The sequence below is a fragment of the Mycobacterium scrofulaceum genome, assembly GCF_002086735.1.
Taxonomy (GTDB): Bacteria; Actinomycetota; Actinomycetes; order Mycobacteriales; family Mycobacteriaceae; genus Mycobacterium; species Mycobacterium scrofulaceum.
Genome location: NZ_MVIJ01000003.1, coordinates 175,644 through 192,884, shown reverse-complemented (window position 1 = coordinate 192,884; position 17,241 = coordinate 175,644). Strand labels below are relative to the sequence as shown.

General features: G+C 63.9%; 13 protein-coding genes and 2 pseudogenes. 8 read left to right on the top strand and 7 right to left on the bottom strand.

Annotated elements, in window-relative coordinates; all coding sequences use genetic code 11:
- The first annotated feature begins 51 nt into the window (after window positions 1–51).
- From BST44_RS04120 to dmpG, 3 genes are all read left to right on the top strand, one after another.
- Entirely contained in the window at window positions 52–3,516 is a 3,465-nt protein-coding gene (locus BST44_RS04120; protein ID WP_141224620.1) for an indolepyruvate ferredoxin oxidoreductase family protein, read from the top strand.
- Window positions 3,517–3,921: 405 nt separating this feature from the next.
- On the top strand, window positions 3,922–4,854 hold the full coding sequence (locus tag BST44_RS04115) for an acetaldehyde dehydrogenase (acetylating) (RefSeq protein ID WP_009953903.1): 933 nt from the start codon (window positions 3,922–3,924) through the stop codon (window positions 4,852–4,854).
- A gap of 48 nt (window positions 4,855–4,902) precedes the next feature.
- Window positions 4,903–5,982 (top strand): 4-hydroxy-2-oxovalerate aldolase, encoded by a 1,080-nt coding sequence (gene dmpG / locus BST44_RS04110; protein ID WP_009953902.1) that lies wholly within the window; start codon window positions 4,903–4,905, stop codon window positions 5,980–5,982.
- A 272-nt stretch (window positions 5,983–6,254) separates the two neighbouring features.
- Here the strand turns inward: dmpG and BST44_RS04105 are convergent, their stop codons facing one another.
- From BST44_RS04105 to istB, 4 genes and pseudogenes are all read right to left on the bottom strand, one after another.
- Entirely contained in the window at window positions 6,255–6,860 is a 606-nt protein-coding gene (locus BST44_RS04105) for a TetR/AcrR family transcriptional regulator (protein WP_225323321.1), read from the bottom strand.
- A 203-nt stretch (window positions 6,861–7,063) separates the two neighbouring features.
- Window positions 7,064–7,705 carry a hypothetical protein gene (locus BST44_RS04100; protein ID WP_014379547.1) on the bottom strand — a complete coding sequence of 214 codons (642 nt, stop codon included), beginning with the start codon at window positions 7,703–7,705 and terminating at the stop codon, window positions 7,064–7,066.
- A complete protein-coding gene (locus BST44_RS04095; protein ID WP_014379546.1) occupies window positions 7,684–7,917 on the bottom strand; it encodes a hypothetical protein in 234 nt (77 codons plus the stop codon). Before BST44_RS04095 ends, BST44_RS04100 begins: the two co-directional genes overlap by 22 nt.
- An 834-nt stretch (window positions 7,918–8,751) precedes the next feature.
- A pseudogene (gene istB, locus BST44_RS04090) lies at window positions 8,752–9,340 on the bottom strand (IS21-like element helper ATPase IstB); the annotation flags it as partial.
- A gap of 331 nt (window positions 9,341–9,671) precedes the next feature.
- Here istB and BST44_RS04080 point away from each other — a divergent pair.
- Window positions 9,672–10,127 carry a nuclear transport factor 2 family protein gene (locus BST44_RS04080; protein ID WP_009953895.1) on the top strand — a complete coding sequence of 152 codons (456 nt, stop codon included), beginning with the start codon at window positions 9,672–9,674 and terminating at the stop codon, window positions 10,125–10,127.
- Between the two features lie 377 nt (window positions 10,128–10,504).
- Here the strand turns inward: BST44_RS04080 and BST44_RS04075 are convergent, their stop codons facing one another.
- Window positions 10,505–10,897: a DUF732 domain-containing protein gene (locus tag BST44_RS04075; protein WP_020415599.1), complete on the bottom strand. Its 393-nt coding sequence runs from the start codon at window positions 10,895–10,897 to the stop codon at window positions 10,505–10,507.
- Window positions 10,898–11,197: 300 nt separating this feature from the next.
- Window positions 11,198–12,643 (bottom strand): class I adenylate-forming enzyme family protein, encoded by a 1,446-nt coding sequence (locus BST44_RS04070; protein ID WP_009953892.1) that lies wholly within the window; start codon window positions 12,641–12,643, stop codon window positions 11,198–11,200.
- A gap of 118 nt (window positions 12,644–12,761) precedes the next feature.
- Between BST44_RS04070 and BST44_RS04065 the strand changes: the two genes are divergently transcribed.
- The 4 genes and pseudogenes from BST44_RS04065 (at window position 12,762) to BST44_RS31445 (ending at window position 16,388) form a co-directional block, all read left to right on the top strand.
- Complete coding sequence (locus tag BST44_RS04065; protein WP_009953891.1) at window positions 12,762–13,583, top strand: SDR family NAD(P)-dependent oxidoreductase; 822 nt, start codon at window positions 12,762–12,764, stop codon at window positions 13,581–13,583.
- A complete protein-coding gene (locus BST44_RS04060) occupies window positions 13,580–14,722 on the top strand; it encodes an acyl-CoA dehydrogenase family protein (protein ID WP_009953890.1) in 1,143 nt (380 codons plus the stop codon). Before BST44_RS04065 ends, BST44_RS04060 begins: the two co-directional genes overlap by 4 nt.
- Window positions 14,719–15,165 (top strand): Zn-ribbon domain-containing OB-fold protein, encoded by a 447-nt coding sequence (locus BST44_RS04055; RefSeq protein WP_020188798.1) that lies wholly within the window; start codon window positions 14,719–14,721, stop codon window positions 15,163–15,165. Before BST44_RS04060 ends, BST44_RS04055 begins: the two co-directional genes overlap by 4 nt.
- Window positions 15,166–15,268: 103 nt before the next feature.
- Window positions 15,269–16,388: pseudogene (locus tag BST44_RS31445) on the top strand (phosphotransferase).
- 19 nt (window positions 16,389–16,407) lie between these two features.
- Here the strand turns inward: BST44_RS31445 and BST44_RS04045 are convergent.
- Complete coding sequence (locus BST44_RS04045; RefSeq protein WP_011724961.1) at window positions 16,408–17,229, bottom strand: mycofactocin-coupled SDR family oxidoreductase; 822 nt, start codon at window positions 17,227–17,229, stop codon at window positions 16,408–16,410.
- Between the last annotated feature and the right edge of the window lie 12 nt (window positions 17,230–17,241).

The window sequence follows — 17,241 nt, the reverse complement described above, 5'->3', positions numbered from 1 at the left end:
TTCGAACCACATGCCACCCGCGACTCATTAACCCCTGAACGGCGCATCACCTTGACTGATCTTTGTACAGCCGGGCCCGACCCCGACCTCAACGCGCGGTACCGGCCATCCTCCGGGCCAGTCCTGCTGACTGGAGTGCAAGCAATCGCTCGATTGATGGTCGAACAGCACGAACGGGACGCCCGCAATGGCCACCACGTCGCCACCTTCGTCTCGGGGTATCAGGGCAGTCCGCTTGGCGGACTGGACCAGCTGTTAGCCAGCCTGCCCAACCTCGAATCCGAGCATCATGTCTACCTTGTGCCGGGAGTCAACGAAGAACTCGCCGCCACGTCGGTGTGGGGTAGCCAGAATGACCTGCCCCGTGGTAGCCGCAGCTACGACGGGGTGATCGGTGTCTGGTACGGCAAGGGCCCTGGGCTAGACCGCGCCAGCGACGCCCTGCGCCACGGAGCGATGTATGGGGCAAACCCCGCAGGCGGTGCGCTCGCCCTGGTCGGTGACGACCCCGGCGCGAAGTCCTCGAGCCTCCCGGTCGCCAGTGAGCGATCCCTGGCGGCCCTATCGATGCCGATCCTGTTCCCCCGCAATGCCGAAGAGGTCATCAGGTTCGGCATGTACGGCATCGCGTTGTCGCGCGCCTCGGGATGCTGGGCTGCCATGAAGATCGTCGCCGACGTCGCAGACGGACTCTGGACGCTGGACCGCGACTTCTCCGACTTCGACATCACCGTCCCCACCATTGAATGGGACGGCCGACCCTGGACCTACCGCCAACGCATCTGCGCCGCTCCGCCGGACAGCCTGCTCGCCGAGGCGGACCTATACGGCCCCCGCTGGGCGATGGTGCGAGCATTCAACGCCGCCAACGACCTCGACCGTATCGAGGTTGATCCCGCGCAGGCATGGCTGGGCATCGTCGCCGTCGGCACGGCCTACGACACGGTGCGCGAGGCACTCGTCGACCTAGGGTTGACCGACCCGGCCCTGACCCGATCAGGCATCCGCATCCTGCGCATCGGTATGCCCTATCCCCTTGACCCACAAATTGTCTCCCGCCTGGCCGACGGCGTCGAGCGGATATTGGTGGTCGAGGACAAATCGGCGTTCGTCGAGACGCAGGTCAAGGACATCCTCTACGGCCGCCGCGCGGCGCCCGAGATCCTGGGTAAGAAGGCGTCCAACGGGAGCACGCTGATACCCCCGGATGGCGAACTCACCACCGCACGCCTGCTCGTACCGCTTCGCGCGGTATTGAAGGAACGGGTGGCACTCGCGCCCGCCCCGCCGCCGGCGCTCGACCTGACGGTGCTGCCCTCCACCCGGACCGCCTACTTCTGCTCCGGTTGTCCACACAACCGCTCCACCGCGGTGCCGGACGGATCGCTGGCCGGCGGCGGAATCGGCTGTCACACGCTAGTCACAATGTCCTCGCGAACAGATTCTGCGGTCACTGCCCTCACCCAGATGGGAGGCGAGGGCGCGCAATGGATCGGCCAGGCGATGTTCACCGATGTCCGACACATTTTCCAAAACATCGGCGACGGAACCTATTTTCATTCTGGACAGCTTGCGGTGCAGGCATGTGTCGCCGCCGGTGTGAACATCACCTACAAGATCCTCTACAACAGCGCGGTCGCGATGACCGGAGCCCAGGACGTCGCGGCAGGACTGACGGTTCCCGAACTCACCCACAAACTCATCGCCGACGGTGTGTCAAAAGTGATCGTCTGCGCCGACGAGCCCGAGCGACACAAGGGTGCGGTGTTCGCGGACGGAGTGCTGCTGTGGCCCCGCGATCGCCTCGACGAGGCACAGCGTCTGTTGCGTGACACCCAAGGCGTCACGGCACTGATCTACGACCAGCAGTGCGCGGCAGAAGCCCGCCGCAAGCGTAAGCGCGGAATGCTGCCGCCCCGGCGCACTCGGGTGGTGATCAACGAGTCGGTCTGTGAAGGCTGCGGCGATTGCGGCGTCAAGAGCAACTGTCTGTCGGTTCAGCCGGTCGAAACTGAACTCGGCCGCAAGACCCGAATCGACCAGAGCACCTGCAACACCGACTACTCCTGCCTGGACGGCAACTGTCCGTCATTCGTGACCGTGGAAATGCCCGCGACAAAGGGCCCTTCCACTGAGATCGAGCGACCCATCCCGCCATACGCGCCCGACCCCGAGGTGGCACCGATCTCCGGTGTCTACAACGTCTTTCTGGCCGGCATCGGGGGAACGGGAATCGTGACCGTCAACCAGGTGCTGGCGATGGCCGCCCTGCGCACCGGCTTTTACGCCGAGGGCCTGGACCAGACGGGCCTCAGCCAGAAGGCTGGACCGGTCACCTCCCACCTACGGCTCAGTACCGAAGCCGTCCCCTCATCCAACCGAATCAGCGCCGGGGCGGCCGATTGCATACTGGCCTTCGACCTGCTCACGGCCGTCGATTCCCAGAACATCCGCTATAGCAACCCGGTTCGCACCGTCGCGGTCGCCTCGACCAGCAGGACGCCCACCGGCGACATGGTCTACGACGCCGCCGTCGAGCACCCGAGCGATGACTCGCTGCTGTCTCGGTTGAAGGTTCGGACTCGGTCGCTCGTGTCCTTTGACGCGCTGGCCGCCGCCGAACGCCTCTTCGGAAACACCACCACCGCGAACTTTCTCTTGGTCGGCGCCGCGTATCAACTCGGCGCGCTCCCGGTGACCGCCGCCGCGATCGAGGACGCGATTTCGATCAACGGGGTCGCCGTGCAGATGAATCAAGCGGCCTTCAGGTGGGGTCGGGTCGCCGTCGCCAACCCCGCGGAATTCCGGACCGCCACCGCAGACCCGGCCGACGACCCGACGCCTCAGGTGCCGAGCCATCTCTTCACGACGAGCACGGTCACGGGCGCCGTGCGTGAACTCTTGGAACGGCGGGCGGCGGACCTGGTCGCATACCAGGACGACCACACGGCTGCTCGGCTGATCAACCTGACACAACGTGCGTGGGATCAGGAGCGCGAAATCACCGAGCGCACCGACCTGTCTGAAGCCATAACCCGAAACTTCTTCAAGCTCATCGCATACAAGGACGAGTACGAGGTCGCCCGCATGCTCACCGACCCGGTGTTCCTCGCATCGGTGCGGTCACAGGTCCCCGGCGGGGAAAACCTGACCTTCAAGCTGCACCCACCGATATTGAAGGCACTCGGTCGCAAGAAGAAGATCAGCATGGGTCCGCGCACCCACGTAGCGCTTCGGCTCCTGGCGAAGGCTAAACGTCTCAGGGGAACGCCTCTGGACCCCTTCGGCTACACCGAGATGCGACGGCTCGAACGTCGGTTGATCACCCACTACGAAGCAACCATCAACGACCTCCTGCGGTCGCTCACACGCGACTCCTACGAATGGGCACTGGCCGTCGCCTCAGCCCCCGATCTCATTCGCGGCTACGAGGAAGTCAAGGTGCGTAACCTTGGCGCCTATCTGGCACGTCTCGACGAACTTGGGATCGCTACCGACGCGCTGCCGCTCACGTGACGGACGACGGGCGGCTTGTTGTTGGCGCAGCCGGGGCCGCGTGCTGGAACACGACCACAACGCATGATCCTGGCGCGCCGACCGCATCCCGGTCAGCTGCGCCGACTAACCCTGGTACCCGATCCGGAACTTGCTGTGCGCGCGCACATCCCCGAAGTCGGTGCAATGAAGCGCTAATCCGCAGCGGGCTCGGCGTGAACTGCAACGCTGGAGCCCAATCCTGCTCGGGTCACCGTGGTTCTCGTGCTGGGCGTCCACCTGTTGCCGCCATCGGAGACGTGGCCAGGGTCGACCTCAAACCACGACCAACGGCGGCCGGGTGAAGTTCGGGCTCAGTCGGAGATTCCAGTCGCGCTGGCTGAACCAATTCTTTTCAAACGCTGCACGCCATTATGAGGAGCACATATGCCGTCTAAGTCGTCCATCGCCATTGTCGGGTCGGGGAACATCAGCACTGACCTGCTTTACAAACTGCTGCGTTCGGACTGGCTGGAACCGCGCTGGATGGTCGGCATTGACCCGGAGAGCGAGGGTTTGGCCCGGGCCCGCAAGCTGGGTCTGGAGACCACCCACGAGGGTGTGGACTGGCTGTTGGCCCAGTCCGAGAAGCCCGACCTGGTGTTCGAGGCGACCAGCGCCTACGTGCACCGCGACGCGGCCCCCAAGTACGAGGCCGCCGGCATCCGGGCCATCGACCTGACCCCGGCCGCGGTGGGCCCCGCGGTGATCCCGCCGGCCAACCTGCGCGCGCACCTGGACGCGCCGAACGTCAACATGATCACCTGCGGCGGGCAGGCCACCATCCCGATCGTCTACGCGGTGTCGCGCGCCGTCGCCGACCTCGGCGGCGTGCCGTACGCCGAGATCGTCGCCTCGGTCGCCTCGCTGTCGGCCGGCCCCGGCACCCGCGCCAACATCGACGAGTTCACCAAGACCACCAGCCGGGGTGTGGAGACCATCGGCGGCGCCAAGCGTGGCAAGGCGATCATCATCTTGAATCCGGCGGACCCGCCGATGATCATGCGCGACACCATCTTCTGCGCCATCCCGGAGGACGCCGACCGGGACGCGATCGCCAAGTCGATTCACGACGTGGTGGCCGAGGTGGCGACCTACGTGCCGGGTTACCGGCTGCTCAACGAGCCCCAGTTCGATGACCCGTCGATCCACTCCGGGGGCCAGGCACTGGTCACCACGTTCGTCGAAGTGGAGGGTGCGGGCGACTATCTGCCGCCTTACGCTGGAAATCTCGACATCATGACCGCCGCGGCCACCAAAGTCGGCGAGGAGATCGCCAAGGAGTCCTTGAGCGCGACGGCCGGAGGAGCGCAATCATGAGCCGCGCCGTCGACGATGCAGAGCGAAGCGATGAGGAGGAGCGGCGCTATGACTTCTGACATCTTCTTCAACCCGATCTGGGACGTCCGGATGACCGACACGTCGTTGCGGGACGGCTCCCACCACAAACGTCACCAGTTCACCACCGACGAGGTCGGCGCCATCGTGGCCGCCCTGGATGCCGCGGGGGTGCCCGTCATCGAGGTCACCCACGGCGACGGCCTGGGCGGCTCGAGCTTCAACTACGGGTTCTCCAAGACACCCGAGCAGGAGCTGATCAAGCTGGCCGCCGACACGGCCAAAGAAGCCAAGATCGCCTTTCTGATGCTGCCCGGTGTGGGCACCAAGGAGGACATCAAAGAGGCCCAGAACAACGGCGGGGAGATCTGCCGGATCGCCACGCACTGCACCGAGGCCGACGTGTCGATCCAGCACTTCGGGCTGGCCCGCGAACTGGGCCTGGAGACCGTCGGGTTCCTGATGATGAGCCACACCATCACCCCCGAGAAGCTGGCCGCCCAGGCCCGCATCATGGCCGACGCGGGCTGCCAGTGCGTCTACGTGGTCGATTCGGCCGGGGCGCTGGTCCTCGAGGGCGTGCGTGACCGGGTCGCCGCGCTGGTCGCCGAGCTCGGCGACGACGCCCAGGTCGGCTTCCACGGCCACGAGAACCTCGGGCTCGGCGTCGCCAACAGCGTCGAGGCCGTCCGGGCGGGCGCCAAGCAGATCGACGGCTCCTGCCGCCGGTTCGGCGCCGGGGCCGGCAACGCGCCCGTCGAAGCCCTGATCGGGGTGTTCGACAAGATCGGCGTCAAGACCGGGATCGACTTCTTCGACATCGCCGACGCCGCCGAAGAGGTGGTCGCCCCCGCCATGCCCGCCGAGTGCCTGCTCGACCGCAACGCCCTGATCATGGGCTACTCCGGCGTGTATTCGAGCTTCCTCAAGCACGCCATCCGCCAGTCCGAGCGCTACGGTGTGCCGGCCCACCAGCTGCTGCACCGGGCGGGCCAGCGCAAACTCATCGGCGGCCAGGAAGACCAGCTCATCGACATCGCGCTGGAGATCAAACGCGAGCACCACACCGTCAAGGCCGTCACCGTTGACCAGACACCGCAGGGGGCCTAACCGAATTCTTTCGAGCATCAGGCGACTCGCGTGGCCGAAGGCGGTGAGCACACACAGTTAGGCAACTACGTGGCTCGCGCACCACCACAGCCACACCTGTCAGCATCTCGTCATCCGCGACGGCAAAGCAGTCGTTACCGACACCGCCGCGTGATCCGCATCTCAAACAGATACCGCATGACCCGGCTTCGCCGGGTGCCTTGGCCCTGCCTACTCACCATTCGACGAAGTGCCGGTACGGGACTGCCGGGCGGCCTCGCCGAGTCCTCCGATCAGGTAGAGGTCGCCGCTGCCGGCCTTGCCTCAGTGCTGTTTGGGCTCGCGGCGAACAGCGCCGTCACGACCGCGGGAACCTCATCCTGCTGGCTTCCGGGCAGGAGCAAAGTCGATATCACACTGCGCAGAAAGAGATCTGCAAGTTGGCGTTCCGTCAATGCTCCACTCATCACCAGCGGTGACTCGTGGGTGGCCGGACCAAGCGCTTCGACGACCAAGTCAATCAAGTTCGGGAATATGTCACGGATTAACGACAACGTGAACTCTGGTGCTACGTCAAACATCCGAGTCAGATCCGCTCCGGCGGCGTTATAGCCGGTCAGAGTATCCATAACGACTTTGACCCGCGATGAAGGATCGGGAGTAGCCGCGATAGCTTTTGCGAACGCCTCTGCGGCGCCCTCCTCGAAGTGGCGTCCCAGGTGCCTCAAAACGTCGTCTTTGCTGTCGAAATAACGATAGAAAGTGCCACGCGCTACCTGTGACGCCGCGCAAATGTCACTCACCGAGAGCTTCTGGGTGCCCTTTCGGTTAAGCGCCTTCATAGTGCCTGTCAGAATCTTCTGCACAGCACTATTGGATCGCTGGCGGTCAACAGCCATTTGCTCTCCTCTGTCATTTGCTAAAGCGATTGGACCACCGGCTCGCCGGGAGGATAAAGCCTCCTGGCTAACTTAGACTCAATGTCGGTCGCCGAGCCGTGGACGGCTGGGCGGTGTAGGCGGTTTGATACTGCCGCCGCGGATGTTTTCGATATTCATGAGCCTCGATACCGACGCGGTCGCCGACGGCGAGGCCGGCGGCTTCATCCATCCCATTTCTCCGAGTTTGCCGGTGATGGTGTCGCCGTCGTCTTGCTGGATGAGCCACGAGACGGCGTTGATAGCGCGGTATTCGCCGAAGATGTGTACGGGTTGTTCATCGAAGTCGGCGTTTCGACAGTGGCGGCGACGTGGGCGGCTGCAGTTGACGACACCATGACGCGGTGGATGGCGCGCGATGGTTGCTGCCAGTCGATTTCGATGTCGCAGCGGGCGCGGTCCAGCGTTTTGGACAGATCGCGTAGGGCTGAGGCAGTACGCGGCCCATCTCGGTGAGCTGTTGCACAAAGCCCAATGGTGCGGGCTGGGTCCGATGTCGTTGGCGGCGCTGAACACATCGATCGCCGTACCGGTTGCGGTGTCGAGCAACTGGCCTTCAGTTTCGAGAGTTCGGCGAACATGCCGACCTTTCCGCCGTCGTGGCCGGTTTCGGCGATCGGTGAGGTCGCGGGGGTGAGGGTCAAAATGATCGATCCGGCGCCGGGTGGGGACCTCAGCAGCAGGTCGGTGCGGCGGCGTATATCGGCGTCGAGTTGGTGTCCGAGCGCTTTATCGCCCTGTTGGGCTACCCCGACCGCGGTGGCCAGGCGTTGAAATCCGGCCATCACGCAGGCAACTTCGAACACCCGCCCGACACCCCGGTCACGCCGTCGCCCCTTATGCGGATGTCGTCACGCGAAGACACTGTTCGCCCGAGGGCGTCGTCAGCGACCAGGGCCGCGACGCTGATGCGGGACAAGTCATCATCACGAGTGCTCAAGGCTGACGTGTCGTGGTCCATCATGGCCGCCAGGATCGCCGCCTGCATCCGGTCGACGTCATCTCCACTGGTAGCCATTCACGATCACCTCCACATATCCGCAGCGCGGCAGCGCGTCCACGCGCCGGTGGCGAACCCATGGGCCCAGATGGCATTCGCTGCAGGTAATCATCCAACCGGCCTCTACGCTCCAGGTATAGGGGCAGGTAACGATCCTCGATCTCCGTCTCGGGTTGGCAGTGCCGAGGCGGCCACGACAGTATCGACCCGCACTCCAACAACCTGGCGCAGCGTAGCGCGCTGCGCGAAGGCCCGCAGGACTTTGGCGCTCGGCCGGGCGGCGATGGTGTCGTCGACGACGATCTGGCCTGGCCCGCCGCCGGCCCCGCTGGCAGTGGAGTCGCCGCTTCGGCTGCCACATTGGTGAGGGCGCCCAGTTGGTCATCCTCGCCAGTGTTGAAGGTGTCGATCCGCGCGCTCAGAGGGTGCCAATCAAGGCGCCGTGTTTGATCCGCATCCGGGCACTGGGTAGTCAGCGAGTCGTCGGGCGTCGCGCTCGCCAGCGATCAGACGCCGCGAGCATGTCGCGCACCGAGACGGTATCTAGTTTCGACTGGCCACCGCCCGACACCTTAATCAATGCGCCCTCGAGCAGCTTCTTCAGCCGCTTCCAGTAGCGCGGTCAAGGCGCTGGGCGGACGACGGGTGCCGGTCTGTCGGTTCCGGTCGAAAAGTGAGCAGGTGATTCCGGTCGAAAAGTGTGCACCCGCACCGACCGACGCTTCCTGCCGCGCCGGAACGTGAGATCTCCGAACCTGGAGTTGTCGTGCACGATGACGAGGTGGGCGCTGTTGACGACGGTCGAAAACTAGGCCAGGAGCGACGGTGAAAAAGTAGGCCACGTGGTCGTGGTTATTGTGCCGTGTTGTCGGCTCTGGCGGAGGGCAAGGTGTCGATTCCGGTGTCTTTGAGGCGGCAGCTGGAGCTTTTGAGGGTCAGGACGTCGGCGTGGTGGACGATGCGGTCGATCATGGCCGCGGCTACCACTTGATCTCCGAACACATCACCCCAGCGGGCGAAGGGCAGGTTGGAGGTCAAGATCAGCGAGGCGTGCTCGAAGCGGCGGGAGACCAGTTGGAAGAACAGGTTCGCGGCGTCCTGTTCGAAGGGGATGTAGCCGACCTCGTCGACGACGAGCAGCCCGATGCGGCGCAGCTTGGCCAGCTCGGCCGGTAGTCGCCCGGCGTTGTGGGCGGCCTTTGAGCCGGGCGACCCAGTCCACCGCGGTGGCGAACGCGATTCGGTGCCCGGCCTGTGCGGCCTTGATCGCCAACCCGATCGCGAGGTGGGTCTTGCCAGTGCCCGGCGGGCCGAGCAGCACCACGTTGCGGGCCTTGCCCAGGAACGCCCCTGTACCCAGATGAGCGACCATGTCCCGGTTGAGTGCGGGTTGATGATCGAAGTTGATGTCCCCCAACGATTTGCGGGTCGGGAATCCTGCTCGTACTTCGGCGGACCATGGCTGGCCACCGCGGCCGCCACGGTGTCACGCGCGATGCCAAGTTGTCGTGCGATAGCCCGCTGCGACAAACCCTCGCTGCGGTGAAGATGCCTGATCAAGGCCCAGTCTTCCAAGAGATCACCCCATCCAATCTGATCGGGTGGCCTACTTTTCAACCGTCGCAACTGGCCGGGTCTTCAACCGTCGTCAACAGGCGCAACCTGGTGCTCACCGGACCGCCACCGAAGTTCCACGGAGCTCGGGATATCTTCGAGTTGTTGCTGGGCCAGCCCTAGTCGGCTAAATCGGTGCTTGTGCGCCTTCAGAGAGGATGGTCGTGAACGACTACGAAGCGATCAGACGCGTTATCGCGTTGCACGCTCAGCTACTCGATGAGCGTCGATGGCCCGAACTTGCGGCGTTATTTTGCCCGGATGGTGTGCTGCCGTGGGGTGGAAACACGTTTCGGGGGCGCAAAGAGATCATCGAGGGACTGCCCGGGACGCAACCGAAGATCCCGCACAGGATCAAACATTTCGTGTACGCACCGGTAATCGAGATCTATGGAAACGATGCCAGAGCCTGGAGCGATGTGATCGTGTCGCTGGTACCTGAAGAGGGCCCCGCCGAGATGTCGTTTGTAGGGCGCTATCACGATCACCTTCGTCGTGAAAATGGGCGCTGGCTACTGTCCAAGCACATCACGGTGAAAACCGGCGACGCGCTGCCTGACGACGAACGATTGCCGTCAGGGCTTTACGCCGACGACCGGACCCGCCAGGAGTAACCGCCGATGCTCACTGAGCGCCACCGAAGTTCCACTGAACACGGGACATCCTCTCGCAGACAAGAGGATTCAATGACGATCTATCTAGAAGATAAGTGGTCAGGGTAACGCAGGCTCGCCGATAATGACCTAAGTGCTGGAAGGCGCTCGCGATCGACCCCGGTCTAATGTGACCCGCACACCAGCCAGTCTAGTGGACACACGCGATTCTTCAGTCGCAGACGCCAATATCCTTGGTGCAGAACACGGGTCTGCTGCACGGATAGGTGACATGTAGACCTGATCGTGCAGCAGACCCGGTGGCTGCCTGCGAGCCATCGCTTGTCGTAACATCGAGTGCGGGTAGTCAGGCCCTGAGTGAGTACAAAAAGGTTGCCTCAGTAATAGGTACCGGGCGCGGATGCTCCGCCCGGAGGTTGGTAGCCAGCGGCTGAGTTCCGCAGCTGCCATATCAGCTCAGGGCAAAGCAAGTTAACCGCATAGGAGACTAGGTAATTAGCCGCGAACTCATCGTTGGGGGTGACGTCACTCTTGACCTCACCCATGACTTGCCCGTAGCCCTCGCCCCGGCCGACTTTGTCGCAAATTCCGTGGCCATAGCCCAGCGCGTCATTGTCAGGAAATCCGTAATGCCGCCGCACCACCACGTCGTACACGTACTCGACCTCGGGCGCCGGAGCGGCATGTACACGCGGTGGTGACGACAACAGGAGCCCGGCGATGGCAACTGCGCCGGCGATCAAAGCAGCCAGCGATTTCCAACGCTTCATGGTTGGCGGCTCGAACGTGTGGCCTGCATCGCCACAATTGGGTCCAAAAGTGCACCTTGGTCCACCCGTTGAGCTGATCGGCTTCGCACGGCAGTGGGCATAGATCCAGACGTTAAACTATATAACGGATAAGGTCCAGGTGCGTCACCATAGAAGTACAGGCAGACCACGCCCTGGCCGACCCTGATCGGGATTCCCATCGGTGAGATGGGCCAACGGGTAGGGCTCCGACAGTTGCGCCTACGCCAGATCCTCGGGAGCGCGACGCCCCCGCCTCCTGGTCCGGCGTGTGCAGATAACTCAAGTTGACGCGCCGTGCTGACGCTCAAGATGTGCCGCCCGAAGTGTGGCGCGAACGACTTTGCCTGCACTGTTCAGCGGCAGCTCGGTGACCGAATACCAATACTGTGGAATCTTGAAACCGGCGAGCTTGACCCGGGCGAAAGACCCTAGCTCCTCGGGCCGTGGCGGATGCACCAAATCTGTAGGAACTATGAACGCGGCCAGGGTTTCTCCGAGTCGCGTCTCTGGCACGCCCACGACGCCGACGGCGGCAACCCCGGGGTGGGCGCTGAGCACATTCTCGACTTCCAGCGGATAAACGTTCTCTCCACCGCGAACCACCATGTCGTGCCGACGACCGCAGAGGCGGAGATAACCGTCGGCATCCACCACACCCAGATCACCGGTGCGCAGCCATCCGTCGGCCGCCTGGCCGGAAAGGTGGGCCGCGGCGGCGAACACTTCGCCGATTCCTGCCGGGTCCGGCTCGTCGATCTGCAGGCGAAGGCCGTCCACCGGCCGGCCGACGGTAGACAGAATGTCGCGATCCTTAACCGCGGCCAACCGGTGGTCCGCTGGGCCCAAGCTGGTGATCGGACTGCCCTCGGTTTGGCCGTAGAGGCTGACCATCGCGACGTCGGGCAACACGTCAAGAACGCGTCGCAACGTGTCGACGGTGATCGGCGAGGCACCGTAGATCAATGTCTTCAGCGGAACCGCGTCGAGTAGCCCCTTGCCGAGCAGCATCTCGATCATGGTCGGAACGAGTAGACAGTGGGTGGCACCGAGTTGCTTCAGGCTGTGCCACCAATCGAAGGAGAATCTGTTGGTACAGATAACCGCCGCCCCGGCCGTGAGCGCCACCAGGACGTTGCCCAGTCCCCCAATGTGATGCAGCGGTGAGCCGGTGGCGTAGCGGTCGTCGGGGTCAATCTCGATCAGGCGACGCAAAAGCGTAGCGCGAGCGTCGAGCACTCGCTCAGTGAGTGGAACGGCCTTCGGGAATCCGGTCGTTCCCGCAGTGTGCAGGTAGATCGCCGTGGGACCTGGTTCCGGATGCAACGACCGATCCGACACCGGCAGGAAAGGTATTGTCACCGCCCGTATCCCAACCGCGTCGGCGACCTGCCGGGCAGCCCCGGCGAACTCGGCCTCAACGAGCAGGACTGGCGAGCCGCTCCGACGCACCATTGCGGCCAGCTCTGTCGGAGTCTGCCGCGGCCCAAGTAAAGCGAGCGGTCTGTTGGCGGCGGCGCCGCCCAACAGCAGGGCAAGCGCGCAGGCATTGGTGGTGAGCAACGCGGGGATCGGTTGACCTGCCGGCACGTTGAGGTCGCAGAGCAGGTCCGCGGCCGCGACCGCCTTACCGATCAGTTCGCGTCCACTTACAGAGCCCACTTCGCCGATGACCGCCACGCGTTCACTGCGTTCGTGGACTGCGCAAATCCGCTCGAGCCACGTCATCCGAGTGATTGAACCGGACTGGTCGGGTGGGTATCTCTCAACATCTCTCCTCACCGTTTCACCAAAGCGATAAATAGTTTACTGTTTGTGTGGACTGTACGAAGGAGGCCGTCGCACCGTGCGCATTATCGTCACCGGTGGAAACAGTGGCGTCGGGAAGGCGACCGCGCACGCAATGGCCGCTGCCGGCCACGAAGTGGTCATCGCCTGCCGCTCCTTGACGAAGGCGCACCAAGCCGCAGCGTCGATGCCCGGCGACGTCACGGTGCGCGAGCTGGATCTGGCCGACCTCACCAGCGTGCGCAAGTTCGCCGACACCGTCGACTACGTCGACGTGCTGGTGAACAACGCCGGTGTGTTGGGCTTGCCACTGACTCGGACAGCCGACGGCTTCGAGGCTCACATGGGCATCAATCACCTAGGCCATTTCGCGTTGACGTGCCTGCTCGGCGACCGGATCCGCGACCGGGTCGTGCTGGTGGCCAGCACCAACTACAACACCGCCCGTATGCACTTCGACGACCTCAACTACCACCATCGCCGCTACAACCCGTGGTCGGCGTACGGGGAGTCCAAGCTGGCGAACCTGTTGTTCGTGCGCGAACTGGTCGCCCGCGGCAAGACCGCCTACGCCTCCGATCCCGGCATGACCGACACCGGGATCACCCGCAACGGTTCGGGCGTGTTGCAGTGGGCAGGCCGAGTGCTCTCGCCACATATCGCGCAGAGCCCGGCCGACGGTGCCCGCTCGACCATTCAGGCGATCACCACGACGCTGCCCAACGGCACCTACATCGCGCCGCGCGGCCTGATGCACCAGTGGGGAAAACCAAAGCCCACCACACTCAGACACAAGGCCCGCGACGCGGACAGCGCGCGACGACTCTGGGACATCTCTGCCGAATTGACCGGTTGCGAGTGGCAGGACAGCCATCCATGACCGTTGACCGACTGCTGCCGACACCCGAAGCACGCGAACTGGTTCGACTGGCGGCCGATGTCGCGGACAAGGTGCTTGATCCGATCGTCGATGAGCATGAGAAGAACGAGACCTATCCCGAGGGAGTTTTTGCCACCCTGGGTGAGACCGGGCTGCTGACACTGCCGCACCCGGAGCAGTGGGGCGGTGGCGGGCAACCGTACGAGGTGTACCTACAGGTTCTCGAGGAGTTGGCGGCTCGGTGGGCGGCAGTCGCCGTAGCAGTCAGCGTCCACGTCCTGTCCTGCCATCCGTTGATCGCGTTCGGCACCGACGAACAGCAGCAGGAGTGGCTGCCGACCATGCTGGGTGGTCACACGATTGGCGCCTACAGCTTGTCCGAGCCGCAGGCCGGTTCCGATGCCGCCGCCCTGACCTGCAAGGCCACCGCGACCGACGGTGGTTACCGCGTCAACGGCGCCAAGGCCTGGATCACCCACGGCGGCATAGCCGATTTCTACAGCCTATTCGCCCGCACTGGTGAAGGTGGACAAGGTATTTCGTGCTTTTTGGTCGATAAAGACACCGAAGGACTCACGTTCGGCAAACCCGAGGAGAAGATGGGCTTGCACGCCATTCCGACCACCACGGCGCACTATGACAATGCGCTCGTGTCTGCCCAACGCAGGATCGGCGCCGAAGGGCAGGGCCTGCAGATCGCCTTCAGTGCATTGGATTCCGGACGCCTGGGCATCGCCGCGGTAGCCGTCGGACTGGCGCAGGCAGCCCTCGACGAGGCCGTTTCCTACGCTCAGCAACGAACGACGTTCGGTCGCAAGATCATTGACCATCAGGGCCTGGCTTTCCTGCTGGCGGACATGGCTGCCGCGGTCGACTCCGCGCGTGCCACGTACCTGGACGCGGCGCGGCGCCGCGACGCAGGACTGCCGTACTCGCGCAACGCTTCCGTGGCGAAGCTGATCGCCACCGATGCCGCCATGAAGGTCACCACCGACGCCGTGCAAGTGTTCGGCGGCTACGGCTACACCAGGGATTACCGTGTCGAGCGCTACATGCGCGAAGCCAAGATCACCCAGATCTTCGAGGGCACCAACCAGATTCAGCGGCTGGTGATCGGTCGATCGTTGGTCGGATCATGAACTACCAACGTCCCCAGTTGCGATTGGCGCCCAGCCCTACCGCCGAGTCGCTTGCGTTCTGGACCGGTGGTCGCAACGGCGAATTACTGATCACCCGCTGCCACGGCTGCGGCCACTTCTTTCACCCGCCGGGCCCGGCCTGCTGGCGCTGTCGCAGCACCGACGTTGCACCAGAACCCGTCTCCGGCCGGGCAACAGTCGCGGCATATACGGTGAACCGCCAGAACTGGATTCCTGGTTTCGAACCGCCCTACATCGTGGCGATGGTGGAGCTTGCCGAGGAACCCGATACCCGGTTGATTTCGAATGTGGTCGACGTTGCCCCGGAGGCGATCAGCGTCGGGATGGCCGTCGAGGTGTTCTTTGAAGACTGGACCGCGCTCTCGGGCGAAGAGGACAGCCGGGTGTGGGTGCCGCTGTTCCGGCCGGTCAAGACGAGGTAGTAAGCCGGTCCATCCAAAGGGTCCCAAAACCAGTTCATGCCTTGGGTCCGGTGATAACGTGACAGTCGACTGTCATTGTTGAATCTCACAGATGAGGATTGTGATGACCGGACAAGCCCTGCACGTCACGCTTCAGTCCGCCGAGGACATCACGCCTGCGATTCTGACGTCGCTGTTACGCCGACACGATCCCGAGGCGACGGTCACCCGCGTCACGATTGGGCACACCTGGCAGGGCACTACCTCGCACCTGCACCTCGACGTGGCCTACGCCGATCCGCAAACCCGACTTCCACAGCGGCTCTTCATCAAAACGCAATTGGGAACTGTGCACGACCTGCCGGAGGCGTTCGATGAGTCGCTGTCCGAAGGCGGCGGCGGGACCGTGTTGTACGACGACGAGACGAGGTTCTACCGCGACCTGCGCCCAGACCTGAGCGTCGAGACCATGACGACCTACTTCGCCGACCACCTCGACGGCCCGTCGCAGTTCCTGATCCTCGGAGAGGACATCACACTGCGCGGCGCGCAGGTCCCCGATGCGGTAGCCGGCCTTACTGTCGAGCAGGCCGACGCGCTGCTCGCAACGTTGAGCCAACTGCACGCTCCGTTCTGGGGCAGCCGACGGCTGGCGAACGGCGGCGACCTGTCTTGGTTACAGGACCCCGTCACCGGCGGGTTCGCACACTTTCTGCGCGACAAACGGGTTCGCGATAATCCGCGCTCTCGTTGATGCCCCGTACAAGAAGGCGCTGCTCGATGCTGCCGGCACTGACATGGACGGTATGGAGGCCGCTTTCTGGAGACTCCAGGACCGGGTGGCCCGCGAGCCGGTCACGGTGCTGCACGGGGATCCACACCCACGCAACACGTATGTGCTGCCCGACGGCCGAATGGGTCTCCTCGACTGGCAGCTGATTCGGCGCGGCTCGTGGTCACACGACGTCGGCTATGCGTTGATCGCCGCGCTATCCCCGGAGCTTCGGCGGGCCCACGAGCGCGAGTTGCTGGACAACTATCGCGGCCGGCTGCTCGACGCCGGCGTCACCTCGCTACCCGACCGCGAGTCCATGTGGACCGCGTATCGCCAGAGCCCGGCCTGGGGCTTCTGCATGTGGGCGATCGCGCCCGACCAGATGTATTCGGTCGAGGTCGTGGGCGCGGTGCTTGGCCGCTTCGCGGAGGCCTATTACGACCTGGGCACCGGCACGGTGTTGAGCTGACTCCGTGCGGCAGCAGCCGTCAGGTCATGTTCATGCCGGCGTCGAGCATTAGCGTTGTGCCCGTGTAATACCGGCCACTGTCCGAGACGAGGAACAACACCGTCTCCGAGACATCAGACGGTTCGATCACCGTCACCGGTAGGGCGTTAGTCATCGCCTTAGCGAGATGCTCATTCTGGGCGATCACCTCGAACAGCGCCGGATTCTCCACGATCATGGCGGTGTTGACACCGGTCGGTGCGATCGCCATGACACGGATATTTTTGGCTGCCATACGCTGTGCGTAGGCCCTTACCAGTCCAGTGACGCCGATTTTAGCCGCGGCGTACGCATCCGCGCCGCCGCTGCCGTCAGTCAGTGCCTTCAGACCAGCCATCGAGCTGGTGGCGACTATGGCACCGCCGCGATCGGACTTCATCATGTGGGCGCTTGCGATCTGCAGGGTGTTCCACACACCGGTGAGCAGCACGCCGATGCCGAGTTCCCACGCCGCCTCGGGATCAGGCTCGTCGACCCGGTTCAATACGATCCCCGCGTTAGCCACCACCGTATCTATGTAGCCGAATTCTGCGACGCCATCGTCGAAAGCGGCCTGTAGTGTTTTGCGGTCGCGGACATCAGCCTGACGGGCGATCATCCGCTGACCGGTCTTCTCCACCAAGTTGACGGTCTCGTCGAGGTCTTCCGGCGTGGCCATCGCATACAGCACGCCGTCGAGTTGGCGACAGATATCGACACCAACGATATCGGCACCTTCCTCGGCTAACCGGACAGCGTGCGACCGTCCCTGGCCCTTGCCAGCTCCGGTGATGAAGGCGACTCGACCGTCCATTCTGCCCATCTGCCACTCCCA

Coding starts and splice junctions, on each gene's coding strand:
- BST44_RS04115 (WP_009953903.1), top strand. CDS start 3,922: ATGCCGTCTAAGTCGTCCATCGCCATTGTCGGGTCGGGGAACATCAGC.
- BST44_RS04105 (WP_225323321.1), bottom strand. CDS start 6,860: ATGGCTGTTGACCGCCAGCGATCCAATAGTGCTGTGCAGAAGATTCTG.
- BST44_RS04095 (WP_014379546.1), bottom strand. CDS start 7,917: ATGGCTACCAGTGGAGATGACGTCGACCGGATGCAGGCGGCGATCCTG.
- BST44_RS04060 (WP_009953890.1), top strand. CDS start 13,580: ATGACCGTTGACCGACTGCTGCCGACACCCGAAGCACGCGAACTGGTT.
- BST44_RS04080 (WP_009953895.1), top strand. CDS start 9,672: ATGGTCGTGAACGACTACGAAGCGATCAGACGCGTTATCGCGTTGCAC.
- BST44_RS04055 (WP_020188798.1), top strand. CDS start 14,719: ATGAACTACCAACGTCCCCAGTTGCGATTGGCGCCCAGCCCTACCGCC.
- BST44_RS04075 (WP_020415599.1), bottom strand. CDS start 10,897: ATGAAGCGTTGGAAATCGCTGGCTGCTTTGATCGCCGGCGCAGTTGCC.
- BST44_RS04045 (WP_011724961.1), bottom strand. CDS start 17,229: ATGGGCAGAATGGACGGTCGAGTCGCCTTCATCACCGGAGCTGGCAAG.
- dmpG (WP_009953902.1), top strand. CDS start 4,903: ATGACTTCTGACATCTTCTTCAACCCGATCTGGGACGTCCGGATGACC.
- BST44_RS04070 (WP_009953892.1), bottom strand. CDS start 12,643: ATGACGTGGCTCGAGCGGATTTGCGCAGTCCACGAACGCAGTGAACGC.